General features: G+C 67.7%; 9 protein-coding genes. 1 reads left to right on the forward strand and 8 read right to left on the reverse strand.

The genetic code is table 11. The features are described from left to right. Positions 1-29: 29 nt before the first annotated feature. The 7 genes from narI to CXQ91_RS10135 form a co-directional block, all read right to left on the reverse strand. A complete protein-coding gene (gene narI, locus CXQ91_RS10105) occupies positions 30-878 on the reverse strand; it encodes a respiratory nitrate reductase subunit gamma (protein ID WP_104173793.1) in 849 nt (282 codons plus the stop codon). 1 nt (position 879) lies between these two features. Next, positions 880-1,500 (reverse strand): nitrate reductase molybdenum cofactor assembly chaperone, encoded by a 621-nt coding sequence (gene narJ / locus CXQ91_RS10110; RefSeq protein ID WP_104173794.1) that lies wholly within the window; start codon positions 1,498-1,500, stop codon positions 880-882. Beyond that, positions 1,497-3,221 (reverse strand): nitrate reductase subunit beta, encoded by a 1,725-nt coding sequence (gene narH, locus CXQ91_RS10115; protein WP_104173795.1) that lies wholly within the window; start codon positions 3,219-3,221, stop codon positions 1,497-1,499. The genes narJ and narH overlap by 4 nt, the downstream gene beginning before the upstream one ends. After that, the gene (locus tag CXQ91_RS10120) at positions 3,221-6,931 is read right to left on the reverse strand and encodes a nitrate reductase subunit alpha (protein ID WP_104173796.1); all 3,711 of its coding nucleotides are present in this window, start codon (positions 6,929-6,931) and stop codon (positions 3,221-3,223) included. Before CXQ91_RS10120 ends, narH begins: the two co-directional genes overlap by 1 nt. A 146-nt stretch (positions 6,932-7,077) precedes the next feature. Beyond that, a complete protein-coding gene (locus CXQ91_RS10125) occupies positions 7,078-7,827 on the reverse strand; it encodes a LamB/YcsF family protein (protein WP_104173797.1) in 750 nt (249 codons plus the stop codon). Then, complete coding sequence (locus CXQ91_RS10130; protein WP_104173798.1) at positions 7,811-8,716, reverse strand: hypothetical protein; 906 nt, start codon at positions 8,714-8,716, stop codon at positions 7,811-7,813. Before CXQ91_RS10130 ends, CXQ91_RS10125 begins: the two co-directional genes overlap by 17 nt. A 115-nt stretch (positions 8,717-8,831) precedes the next feature. Next, positions 8,832-9,299, reverse strand: coding sequence for a hypothetical protein (locus CXQ91_RS10135; RefSeq protein ID WP_258073923.1), 468 nt, complete (start codon positions 9,297-9,299; stop codon positions 8,832-8,834). Between the two features lie 96 nt (positions 9,300-9,395). Here CXQ91_RS10135 and CXQ91_RS10140 point away from each other — a divergent pair, with 96 nt between their 5' ends. Continuing rightward, entirely contained in the window at positions 9,396-10,730 is a 1,335-nt protein-coding gene (locus tag CXQ91_RS10140) for an MFS transporter (RefSeq protein ID WP_104173799.1), read from the forward strand. Positions 10,731-10,773: 43 nt separating this feature from the next. Here the strand turns inward: CXQ91_RS10140 and CXQ91_RS10145 are convergent, their stop codons facing one another. Then, complete coding sequence (locus tag CXQ91_RS10145) at positions 10,774-13,149, reverse strand: glycoside hydrolase family 65 protein (protein WP_104173800.1); 2,376 nt, start codon at positions 13,147-13,149, stop codon at positions 10,774-10,776. Positions 13,150-13,183 lie beyond the last annotated feature (34 nt).

Below are 13,183 nucleotides of genomic sequence, written 5' to 3' on the forward strand. Positions count from 1 at the left end.
TCCTCTCTGTTCTGTGATCCCGGTGCGGCTCAGCGGTTCCGGGTGTCCCGGTCACGCGTCCCGACCGCGGACCAGCCGCGGCGCGCCGCCGTCCCTGAGGTCCGCGCGGGGGAGGCGCCGGCTCGGCTCCCGGTGCGGTCCCTGTCCCTGTCCCTGTCCCTGTCCCGGGAGCGGTAGACGATATACGGCCGGAAGAGGTAATGCAGCGGCGCCGTGAAGGCGTGGACCAACCGGGTAAAGGGCCAGATGACGAACAATGCCATGCCCACAAGGGTGTGCAGGTGGAAGGAGAACGGCGCCGCTGCCATGGCCGCGATGTCCGGCTGGAAGATGAAGAGGGAGCGGAACCACGGGGCCACCGTTTCGCGGTAGTTGTGGCCGTGCTCGCCTTCGAAAACGCTGGCCAGCGTGGTCCACAGGCCGAACACGATCGCGGCGGTCAGCACCACGTACATGGTCTTGTCGTTCTTGGTGGTGGCCATGAACACCGGCCCGGTGGTGCGGCGGCGGTAGATCAGCAGGAGGATCCCGCCGAGGGTCCCGACGCCGGCGACCCCGCCCACAAGCAATGCGTTGAGGTGGTAGAACTCCTGGCTCATCCCCACGGCCTGGGTCCAGGCCATCGGGATGACAAGGCCGAAGAAATGCCCGGCAATCACGGCAAGCAGGCCGAAGTGGAACAGCGGGGAGGCGATCCGCAGCAGCCTGGATTCGTAGAGCTGCGACGACCGCGTGGTCCAGCCGAACTGGTCGTACTTGTAGCGCCACACCAGTCCGCCCACCAGCACCACCATCATGACGTACGGCAGGGCTCCCCAGAGCAGGATGTCCAGGGCGGTGATGGCAGGTACGGCGGTGTCCTCCGGCGAAGGATTCATCTCAGGCCCCCTTCACGGGCAGCAGGCGCGGATCGTACGGGTCCAGCCCCACGGCTTCGGTGGGCGGCCCGTAGCCGGCCATCCGCATGACGGCCTGCTCGTCCGCCGGGGACTTCCCCGGAAGCGTGGCGCAGATGGCCTGCAGGATACGAGCATGCGGGAGCTCGTCCCGGAGCAGCCCGAAGCGGAGCATCTCCAGGCTCGCCCGGAAACGGGTCAGCAACCCGCGGCCGGCCGCGAGGTCCACCACGGCGGCATATTCCAGGACCATCGGCAGGTAGTCGGGCAGTTCCCCGTGGGTGTCCACCAGAATGTCGCTTTGCCGGTACGTCTTCTTGAAGTTGCCCAGCACCTCGCCGCGGCGCCGGGTATCCCCGTCCGTCCAATAGGACAGGTGCAGGGCGTGGCGCTTGCCGAGGTCGAACTCGCGCACATAGTGGGCCTGGATCTCCATGGGCGGCGTGGACTCCAGCCGGTCCAGGACTTCCGCGAAATCCGCCACGGCCCCGGGGTACTCGGCCAGCGCGGCGCGCATCAGCGGCACCCGGCCGATCAGTTCCTCATCCGGGTAGGACAGGCACCAGGCCGCCGCCAGGTAGACGACCTGCTGGCGCCGCGTCACGGTTGTCCCCCGGCCGGCGCGGTCTCCGCGGGGCCGCCGGGTTTCACGGGTGGTGGTTTCACGGGTAATGGTTTCTCGGGAAAGAGCCCGTCCGGAGCACCCGTGCCGTCCCAGTTCAGCAGGTTCACCCTGCCGCGCAGAGTGGTTTCGCCAGGCGCCGAGCCGGAGGTCTGCCGGTCCCGCAGGGCGTTGAAGGTTTCCACCGCCACCGGAACGGGCTTGCCGCTGGCTTCTCCGAACGGCGAGGAATCCTGCATGCCCGGGCCGCCGTCGAAGTCCAGCGAGCAGCCCATCTCCTCGAGGTCGTGGGCCTGTTCCACGTGGGCCTTGGGGATGACGTAGCGCTCCTCGTATTTGGCGATCGCCATCAGCCGGTACATCTCGTACATCGTCTGCCCGTCCATGCCCACGGCTTCCGGGATGGAGTCGTCGGGGTCGTTGCCCATGCTGATGCCACGCATGTAGGAGCGCATGGCCGCGAGTTTCTTCAGCACCGCGGTGACCCTGTCGGCGTCCCCTGCCGTGAAGAGCTCAGCGAGGTATTCCACCGGGATCCGCAGCGCATCGATGGCGCCGAAAAGGTTGCCGGCGTCCTCGCCGTCGTGGCCCTGGTCGCGCAGCAGATCCACCACAGGGGACAGCGGCGGCACGTACCAGACCATCGGCATGGTCCGGTATTCGGGGTGCAGCGGCAGGGCCACCTTGTACACCTTGGCAAGGGCGTAGACCGGCGAGCGCCGGGCGGCGTCGATCCAGTCCTCGGGGATGCCCTCGGCCCGGGCCTCGGCTTGGACGGCGGGATCGTTCGGATCCAGCAGGACATCCATCTGGGCGTCGTAAAGCTCCTGGGGGTCCGTGACGGACGCCGCCGCGGTGACGGCGTCGGCGTCGTACAGGAACAACCCCAGATACCGCAGCCGCCCCACACAGGTCTCCGAGCACACTGTCGGGAGCCCCACCTCCACCCGCGGGTAGCAGAAGGTGCACTTCTCGGCCTTGCCGGTCTTGTGGTTGAAGTAGATCTTCTTGTACGGGCAGCCGGTGACGCATTGGCGCCAGCCGCGGCACTTGTCCTGGTCCACCAGGACAATCCCGTCCTCCACCCGCTTGTAGATGGCACCGGAGGGGCAGGAAGCCATGCAGGACGGGTTCAGGCAGTGCTCGCAGATCCGCGGGAGATAGAACATAAAGGTCTGCTCGTACGCGAACTTGATTTTGTCCTCGGACTCGCGGCGGACCTTCTCCACGATCGGGTCCAGGTGGCCGTATTCGGTGGAGCCGCCCAGGTCGTCGTCCCAGTTCGCGGACCAGGTGATCTTGGTGTCCTCGCCGGTGATCAGGGACTTGGGCCGTGCCACCGGGAAATCGTCGCCCAGCGGCGCGTCCACCAGGGTCTTGTAGTCATAGGTCCACGGCTCGTAATAGTCCTTGAGCTCGGGCTGGACCGGGCTGGCGAAGATCCCCAGCAGCTTCTTCACCCGGCCGCCGGCCTTGAGCACCAGCTTGCCGCGCTTGTTCAGCTCCCAGCCGCCCTGCCACTTCTCCTGGTCCTCGTAGCGGCGCGGGTATCCCTGCCCGGGCCGGGTTTCGACGTTGTTGAACCAGACGTATTCGGTGCCCGCACGGTTGGTCCAGGCCTGTTTGCAGGTCACGGAGCAGGTGTGGCAGCCGATGCATTTGTCCAGGTTCATGACCATGCCCATTTGAGCCATGACACGCATCAGTACTGCACCTCCTGTGAACGACGTCGGACGGTGGCAACCATGTCGCGCTGGTTTCCGGTGGGGCCAAGGTAGTTGAACGCGTAGGCCAGCTGGGCGTAGCCGCCGATCAGGTGCGAGGGTTTGACCAGCAGCCGGGTCACGGAGTTGTGGATGCCGCCGCGCCTTCCCGTGGCCTCGGACTTCGGCACATCGATGGTGCGTTCCTGCGCGTGGTGGACGTAGACCACGCCGGCGGGCATCCGGTGGCTGACGATCGCCCGGGCCACGAGGACGCCGTTGATGTTTACGCACTCCACCCAGTCGTTGTCCCTGACCTGGATGGCGGCCGCGTCGGCGGGACTCATCCAGACCGTGGGCCCGCCGCGGGACAGCGAGAGCATCAGCAGGTTGTCCTGGTATTCGGAGTGGATGGACCACTTGGAGTGCGGGGTCAGGTAGCGGACCACCACTTCCATGGCCCCGTCCTGGCCGAGCTTCGGTTCCCCGAAGAGGCGGTGCATGTCCAGGGGCGGCCGGTAGATCGGCAGGGCCTCGCCGATGTCGATCATCCAGTCGTGGTCCAGGAAGAAGTGCATCCGCCCGGTCAGCGTGTGCCAGGGTTTGAGCCGTTCGACGTTGATGGTGAAGGGGGCGTAGCGCCGCCCGCCCGTTTCGGAGCCGGACCATTCCGGGGAGGTGATCACCGGGACGGGGCCGGCCTGGGTCTGGGCGAAGGTGATGAATTTTTCCTCGGAGCCCTCCGACAGGTCCGCGAGTTTCCGGCCGGTGCGGATTTCCAGGTCCTTGAAGCCCTGCACCGACAGCGCGCCGTTGGTGGTGCCGGAGAAAGCCAGGATGGCCTCGGCCATTTTCGCGTCGGTGTCGATCGCGGGGCGGCCGTCCGCGGCGCCGCCGAGCATCACGCCGTTGGAGCGGCTGAGCCGCTGCAACGGGCCGGCGAGTTTGTAGGTGACGTTCTTGACCGTGAAGCCCAGCTTGTCAGCCAGCGGCCCGACGGCGGCGAGCTTGTCAGCGATGGCTGTGTAGTCCCGCTCCACGACGGAAAAGATGGGCATGTTCTGCCCCGGCACCGCGGGGATTGACGTGTCCCGCCAGTCCCGGACGATCCCGCCGGGCTGGGCGAGCTGGCCGGGAGTGTCGTGCTGCAGCGGCACGCTGACCAGGTCCCGGCGCACACCCAGGTGGGTTTTGGCCATCCGGGAGAACTCCTCGGCCAGCAGGTGGAACATGTCGAAATCCGTCTTGGTCTCCCAGGGCGGATCGATCGCAGGAGTGAAGGCGTGCACGAACGGATGCATGTCGGTGGAGGACAGGTCGTGCTTTTCGTACCAGGTGGCAGCCGGGAACACGACGTCGGACAGCAGCGTCGTGGAGGTCATCCGGAAGTCCGCGGAGACCAGCAGGTCCAGCTTCCCTTCGGGCGCCTGGTCGTGCCATTTCACGTCCCGGGGTTTGAGGCCTTCGGCGTGGTCCTTGCCCAGAACGTTGTTGTGCGTGCCCAGCAGGTTGCGGAGGAAGTACTCGTTGCCCTTGGCGGAGGAGCCGAACAGGTTGGAGCGCCACAGCACGAGGGTCCGCGGCCAGTTCTCCGGGGCATCCACGTCCTCGATCGCCGGGGTCAGGGTGCGGTTCTTGAGCGCGTCCGCGATGTAGCTCGGGGTGTCCTTCGCGGTGCCGGCGGCGACCGCGGCCTCCGCCTCGTCGGCGAGGTCCAGGGGGTTCCGGTCGAACTGCGGATAGAACGGCATCCAGCCGAGCCGCGCGGACTGGGCCAGCGCGTCCGCGGTGTGCATGCCGTCCAGGGCTCCGGTGGAGAGCGGGGATTTCAGCGCGTCCGCGGAGTAGCCGTCCTGGCGCCACTGGTCCGTGTGCATGTACCAGTAGCCGGTGCCGATCATGGTCCGCGGCGGCCGGGACCAGTCCAGGGCATTCGCCAGGGACACCCAACCGGTGGCGGGCCGCGTTTTTTCCTGGCCAACGTAGTGCGCCCAGCCGCCCCCGTTGCGGCCCATGCAGCCGGTCAGCATCACAAGGGCCAGCACCGCCCGGTAGGTCGTGTCGCCGTGGAACCACTGGCAGATCCCAGCGCCCATGATGATCATCGAACGGCCCTTGGACTCTTCGGCGTTGCGGGCAAACTCGCGGGCCACCCGGATGCAGGCCTGCGCGGGGACGGACGTGATCTCCTCCTGCCAGGCCGGTGTGTAGGGCGTCGAAGCGTCGTCGTAACCTGTGGCCCACTCCCCCGGGAGCCCTTCGCGGCCGACGCCGTACTGAGCCAGCATCAGGTCGAACACGGTGGTGACCAGCTGGCCTTCGACCTCGAGGACCGGCACTCCGCGCCTCAGCACGCTGCCGGCCCCGTTGGCGTCCTCGAAGCACGGCAGCAGGATCTCCGCGCTTTCCCCGGAGACCTCGCGCAGCGACAATGCAGGCTCGATCCCCTCGAGGTCCAGGTTCCATTTGCCCTCGCCGCTGCCGGAGTAGCGGAAGCCCATGGAGCCGTTGGGCACCGCGGGGAGGCCGGTCTTCTTGTCGAACAGCACGGTGCGGAACGCCGCGTCCTCGGCCCCGGACTCGGCCGGGAGGTCCTTGGCGGTGAGGAATTTCGACGGCGTGAGGGAACCGTCGTCGCGCCGTTCCAGCCGGACCAGGAACGGCAGGTCGGTGTACTGGCGGACGTAGTCGGAGAAGAACGGAACCTCGCGGTCGACGAAGAACTCCTTGAGCATGACGTGCCCCATGGCCATGGCCAGCGCGGCGTCCGTCCCGGCCTGGGCAGGGAGCCATTCGTCGGCGAACTTCGTATTGTCCGCGTAATCCGGGCTGACCGTGACCACCTTGGTGCCGCGGTATCGCACCTCGGCCATCCAATGCGCGTCCGGGGTCCGGGTGACGGGGACGTTGGAGCCCCACATCATGAGGTAGCCCGCGTCCCACCAGTCACCCGATTCCGGGACGTCGGTCTGGTCCCCGAAGACCTGCGGGCTGGCCACGGGCAGGTCCGCGTACCAGTCGTAGAAGGACGTCATCACCCCGCCGATCAGCTGGATGAAGCGGGTCCCGACGGCGTGCGAAACCATCGACATCGCGGGGATCGGCGAGAAGCCGGCACAGCGGTCCGGCCCGTAGGCCTTGATGGTGTTGACGTGCGCGGCGGCGGCGATTTCGATGGCTTCCTGCCAAGACACGCGGACCAGGCCGCCCTTGCCGCGGGCCTGCTGGTAGCGGCGGCGGCGTTCCGGGTCCCCCACGATGTCGGCGAAGGCCAGCACCGGGTCGCCCAGCCGGGCCTTGGCTTCGCGGTACATTTCGACGAGGACGCCCCGGGCGTAGGGGAAACGGACCCGGGTGGGCGAGTAGGTGTACCAGGAGAACGCCGCCCCGCGCGGGCAGCCTCTCGGCTCGTATTCCGGACTGTCCGGACCCACGGAGGGATAGTCCGTCTGCTGGGATTCCCAAGTGATGATGCCGTCCTTGACGTACACCTTCCAGGAACAGGAGCCCGTGCAGTTCACCCCGTGCGTGGAGCGGACCACCTTGTCGTGGCTCCACCGGTCACGGTAGAAGATGTCGCCCTTGCGGCCGCCCTCCCGGAACACCGCCCTGCCGTCGTCGGTCTGGTCCCATTTCGTGAAGAAACGCCCCAGCTTCAACATTGCATCTGATGCGGGTCCATCTAACCCCGCATGGGGTCCGGCAGCCATGCCCTCAAGCTTGGGTGCGTCTTCGAGCCGGTGATAGGGCCGAACGGCACTAGAACTGCTCCGGCGCCCTTGGGGGCGCGAACTGGCAGCTAATGACCCCAGATCAGGGATTTGGCGTCATTAGCTGCCAGTTCGCGCTTGTAAGGCTAGGCGAAGGCTTCCAGCTCCACGCCGGCTGCTTCCAGCGCCTTCCGGACGGCCGTTGCCGTCTCGATGGAGCCTGGCGTGTCACCGTGCAGGCACAGCGAATGCGGCTGGAGCCTGATCACGGTCCCGTCCACGGCTTCCACTTCACCATGCACGGCGAGGCGGACGGCGCGCTCGGCGATCTCCCCGGCGTCCTCCAGCAGCGCGCCGTCCTGCGAGCGCGGCACCAGTGTTCCGTCCGGCAGGTAGGCGCGGTCCGCGAAGGCCTCGTGGAACACGGGGTGGCCGGCCTCCGCAGCGAAGGACAGGAGCGCGGACCCCTGGTGGCCCAGGATGGGCAGCCCGGGATCGTACGCATGGATGGCGGCGATGACGGCGGAGGCCTGTTCGGCGTCATGCACCGTGCGGTCGTAGAGCGCGCCGTGGGCCTTCACGAAGTCCACGGATGCCCCGACGGCGTGCGCAACGCCGTCGAGCGCGCCGAGCTGGTACAGCACCGCCCCGAAGAGGTCGTCGAAGGTCATGTCAATGGACCGGAGGCCAAAGCCTGCAAGATCCGGGTACCCGACGTGGGCACCCACGCGGACATCAAGTTCAAAGGCCGCCCGGCAGGTGTCCAGCATGGTGACGGGGTCCCCGGCGTGCAGGCCGCAGGCCACGCTGGCGCTGGTGATAAGCGGGAACATGGCGGCGTCGTCCCCCATGGTCCAGGAGCCGAAGGCCTCCCCCAGGTCAGCGTTCAGATCCAAGGAATCCGCCTTTCAGGGTTGAGTCCCCACCGGGGGTGTTTGTGCCGGTGGGGTTGTCCCCGGCGGAGTCGATTGCGGCCGGCACGCCGGCGCTGCTGCCGGGCGTGTTGCCCTGCGTCGGGTTGCCGGGGGTGCCGGCGGTCAGTTCGCCGGGAATCGTATCCGGCATCGGGCCAAAGGCCTCCTTGGCGCTGGCGACGACGGCGCGTCCCATCACGCGGTTGCCCACACCGCCCACCACGGCTCCGACGCCGAACGGCAGCGCCCGGCCCAGCAGCGCCGTCCCCTGCCGCTGCAGCAGGTTGCGGAGGAATGCCCGCTGGATGCGGTCCCGCACCGAGCCGAAGCCGGGGAATGACGTCTTGCGGGCGAACGCGGAACCCCAGGCGTCCGTGGGGCCCTTGCCCCGGCCGGCGGCCTGGCCGCTGAGGCTTCCGAGGAGGGCAGTCCCTTCCTCGCCCAGCATGATGGCCATGACCAGCGTGCTGGCCTTCTCGGGATCAACCATGCGGATGCCGTGCAGCTCGGCCAGGGACGTGGCGTACAGTGCGGTGGCTTCGAGGAAACCGATGGTGGCTGCCGCGGAAAGGCCCAACGCAGCAACCGTGCCAACGCCCGGAATGACGGCCGTGCCGCCCACGAGGGCGCCGCCGCCGGTCACGGCGAACAGGTAGTCGCGTTCCAGCTTGTCCGCCAGTTGCCCGGCAGTGGCCCGCGGGTGCCTGCGCTGCAGCCGCCGGAGGTTGGCCAGCACCAGCGGGCGCTGGACTTCAACGGCCCGCAGCAGCATGCTGTGCAGTCCTGGCTTTGGCTTGCCTTGGGAGTCGAACACCGCCTTGTGGGCGGTTTTTTGTGCAATCTTCATTGCCGGGTTCTTCCGCATGGCCATCGTCACCTTTCCTGGAACGGGAACAGCCGCCGGTGCCATCAGGGATGGCAACAGTGGTTACTCCGTGCGGGGACAGCTCGTGGCTGCCACTCACCCTTAACACTAGGCCACGCCGCTACATCACCCAGGATTCGGCCACGGCAATATACGCGGACGACGACGGCCCCCGGGGTCCCGGATACACCGCCGGTGAGCCGGGCCATTCCACCCCGAACTCCGACAGCCGACCGGCGCTGCACGGAAGGTATACGTTGCTCAGGGCAGCGCCGCTTTCACCGAGCTGGAAATCCGGCGCCGAGAACTGGCGGCGGTCCAGGACGCCGCTGATCTCCAGCTCCGCCTTCCGCCCCACGGCCCGGAAGCCGCGCCCGATGTCCAGTTCGACGTCGAACTCGTCCTGGGTGTGGGTGATTTCAGTCAGCGGGAAGCGGGCGGCTTCCGGAAAATAACGGGTCAGTTCACTGGCCAGGTTCTCGGCGAAGTAACCATTGGTGCCGTAGCTCCGCCAGCCTTGGCGTGTGGCGATCAGCAGGGCAGCGCCAGCCCCGGGTTGTTGCCGATGTATGCCATGCTGCGGCGCCACGTGCCGGCCGGACTGTTCCCCATGGGCAGAGCCTAGCCCGGCGGGGGCCAACCGTAGCGGCGGCGCGGCCGGACGGAGCAGGCCTAGACTAGCCCTATGCCCGCCCCCAGAGCCCTCCGGCCCTTTGTGCACCGTGAGTACCGCGTGCTGATCGCGGCGCTGGCCGTTTCGATTTTCGGTTCCGGAATGTGGGCCGTTGCCATGGTCTACCAGGTCATCCAGCTCGGCGGCGGCCCGCTGGAACTGTCCCTCGTTGCCACTGCGGGCAGCGTGGGGTTGGTGGCATTCGTCCTGGCCGGCGGGATCGCCGCGGACCGCGTGCCCCAGCGGCTCCTGATCATCGCCGTCGAAGGCACCAACCTCGCCGTGATCGCCGGCATCAGCGGGCTGGCGCTGGCGGGCTGGCTGCAGCTGTGGCACCTGGCGATCGGCGCTTTCGTGCTGGGCGTGGGGGCGGCTTTCTTCTTCCCGGCCTACTCGGCCATCCTGCCCAGGATTCTGCCGCGGGAGGACCTGCTGGCGGCCAACGGCATGGAGGGGACCATGAGGCCCATCCTGCAACAGGCAGCCGGTCCCGCCGTCGCCGGTATCCTGGTGGCCGCGCTGTCCCCCTCGCACGCCGTCACGGGTGTGGCGGCATGCCACCTGCTCGCCTTCATCATCCTCAATTTCCTCGGCCAGCACGCCCTGGACGCCCCCGGCGCCGACGGCGGGACCGCCCCGGAACGGGCCAAGACATCCTTCTTCCACGACCTCCGCGAAGGTGTCAGCTACACCGTCCGCACGCCCTGGCTGCTGTGGACACTGCTCTGGGCATGCATCTCGGTGCTGTTCCTGATCGGGCCCATCGAGGTGCTGCTGCCGTTCGTCGTCCGCGACCAACTGGGCGGCGATTCCCGCATGTTCGGTTTCCTGCTGGCTGTGATGGGCGTGGGCGGGGCGGGCGCTTCCCTGGCCACGGCCTCCTTCCCGCTGCCACGCCGCTACCTCACGGTGATGATGGTCTCGTGGGGTGCCGGCAGCCTGCCGCTCGCCGCCATCGGGATCATGGACAGCTTCTGGATGGTTGCGGCGGCGCTGTTTATCTTCGGGGCCACCGGCGGCCTCGGAATGGTCATCTGGGGGACGCTCCTACAGCGCCGCGTCCCCCCGCACTTGCTGGGCCGCGTCTCCAGCCTGGACTTCTTCGTGTCCCTGGCCCTGATGCCCATCTCCATGGCCCTGGCCGGACCCGCCGCGGCAGTGGTGCCCACGTGGGTGATCTTCCTGGTGGCCGGCGGCGTGTGCCCCATCATGGCGGTGGTGGCCATGATCGTTGCCCGGATGCCGTCCGACGAGCTCTCGCATCCGCTGGACAGCAGTTCAGAAAATCCGGCGCCCGTGGACAGCCCTTCGCCGGCGGACAGCCCGAATTCCGTGGACAGCCCCTAGGCGGGCTGTCCACGGTCCGGCCACGGGATTGCTCCGGCCGCTTCTAGCTCTGGCCCGCGTACGTGTGGGCGCGGACGATCGGGATGGACGACGTCGGCAGGCCGCTCGGGAAAACGGTGGGCTCCGGGGCGCCGACGGGGGCCAGCGGCACCCGGGCAACGTCGCTGCCCACGGTGAGAATATCGCCGCGGACGTTGACGTCCAGGGGTTCGCCCTCCCGGATGCTGAGGCCGATGGACCCCTGCTCCAGCTCAACCAACAGCCGGCGTCCCTGCACCTTGAGGTGGAAGGACAGCCCCTCCCATTCGACAGGCAGCCTCGGGTCGAAGTACGGAACGTCGCCCTGGTCGCGAAGGCCCGCAAAGCCGCTGACCAGCGAACTCCAGACGCCGCCGGTGGAGGCGATGTGCACGCCGTCGATGGTGTTGCCGTGGGTGTCGTCGAGGTCGATGAAGAGCGCGTGGGTGAAGTGGTCCAGCGCGGCCTTCCCGTAGCCCACCTCGGCGGCCATGATTCCCTGGACGCAGGCGGACAGGGTGGAGTCGCCGGTAGTGATCGGATCGTAGAAGTCGAACGCCCGCCGCTTTTCCTCGGCCGTGAAGTCCTGCCACTGCAGGAACATCGCCAGCACGGTATCTGCCTGCTTCAGCACCTGGTGCCGGTAGATCACCAGCGGGTGGTAGTTCAGCAGCAGCGGGTACTTGGACCGGGGCGTAGTCCAGTCCCACGGCTCCAGCGTCATGAAGTCGTTGTCCTGCGAAAACACCTCGAGGTCTTCGTCGTAGGGCAACTGCATCCGGTTGGCGGCCTGCTCCCAGAGCTCGCGTTCGGCGTCGTCGATCCCCGGGTGGTCAAGCGCCGCCGCGGCGCGCAGGTTGAACCGGGCCATGACGTTTGTGTAGAGGTTGTCGTTGACCACGGCCGTATACTCGTCCGGGCCGGTTACGCCGTGGATGTGAAAGAGCCCGTCCTTGCCGAAGAAGCCGAGGGAGACCCACATCCGGGCGGTTTCGATCAGCAGCTCCGAGCCCATCCCGTGGTTGAAGTCCGCGTCGCCGCTGGCCCACATGTACCTGTTGGTGGCGAAAGCGACGGCGGCGGCGATGTGGAACTGCGCGGTGCCGGCGGCGTAGTAGGCGCTGGCTTCGAGCCCGTTGATGGTGCGCCACGGGAATAGCGCGCCGTCCACGCTGAGTTCCTTGGCGCGCACCTTGGCGTCAGGCAGCATGTCGTGCCGGAACTCCAGCACCTGGCGCGCGTTGTCCGGGTTGGTGTAAGTCAGGTACGGCATCAGGTACACCTCCTGGTCCCAGAAGTAGTGCCCGTCGTAGCCGGAGCCGCTGACACCCTTGGCCGGGATGCCGGCAACGTCCGCGCGGGCGGTGGCCTGGGCCAGCTGGAAAAGGTTCCAGCGGATGGCCTGCTGCAGCTCGGGCTGGCCTCCCACCACGATGTCCGTGGTGGCCCAGTAGTCCCGGAAATACGTCTCGCTCTCGGCGAAGATGGCGCTGACGGGCTGCAGGGCGCTCTCGGCCGCTTCGGAGGGATCCTGCGCCGACCCGCCGTCTACTGCTCCCTCGCGGAAGGCCCGCGCCACGGCGTAACTGGCGCTCTTCTCCAGGCGGAAGGGCCGGTCCTCGCTCACGGCCAGGACGTACCGGACGCTGCTGTCATCCTGGTCCACCAGGGTCTCGAAAGGCTGCACTTCGGCCGACGTCCAGTGGTCCACGGCCAGGCCAACACGCTGACGTGACTCCGCGGCTTCCCAGGACAGGCGCAGTGAGCCGTCGCCGCCGTCGAGCCGTACCGGCAGCAGGACGCGCCCGGCGTGCCGTCCGGCGCGCCGCGGATCGTGCGTGGAGTGGTCTTCCACCGGCTGGTCCTGGCGGTTGATCACCGAGGATGTCACATCCGCGTACACGTCCCGGTCCGGCGCCACTTCGAGGGTGACGCCCATGGTGCCGCGGGACTGGTAGCCCACGGCCCGGCGCTCCGTGGTGGTCACGGTGGCGCCGGAACGGCACTCCCAGGTGATCCGGCATTCGTAGATCCCGGTGGCGAAGTCCACGGACCGGCGGTAGTCCAGGACCGTAGATTCGCTGAGGCTCAGCGTCTCGCCGTCGATGATCACCGTGAAGTTGTTGACGTCGGGGATGTAGAGGATCCGCTGGCCCGTGCGGGCGAAACCGAAGGCATTCTCTGCGTGCTTGATGTCCCAGGTTTCGTGGAAGCCGTTGATGAAGCTGCCGGGAAGGTCTGCGTCCGCGGCGGCCCAGTGGGCGCCGCGGATGCCGAGATGGCCGTTGCCCAGGCTGAAGAGCGTCTCCAGGGTTCCGGCGTTTCCGGGCAGGTGGACGGTCTCCACGAGCTGCCAGGGGTCGTTCGGGAAACGGGCGCGGTCAGAGGTGATGAGTGCCATGGCTGTTGGGGTTCCTTTTGGCGTTGTGCAGGTT

Source organism: Arthrobacter sp. Y81 (assembly GCF_002929335.1).
GTDB lineage: Bacteria > Actinomycetota > Actinomycetes > Actinomycetales > Micrococcaceae > Arthrobacter.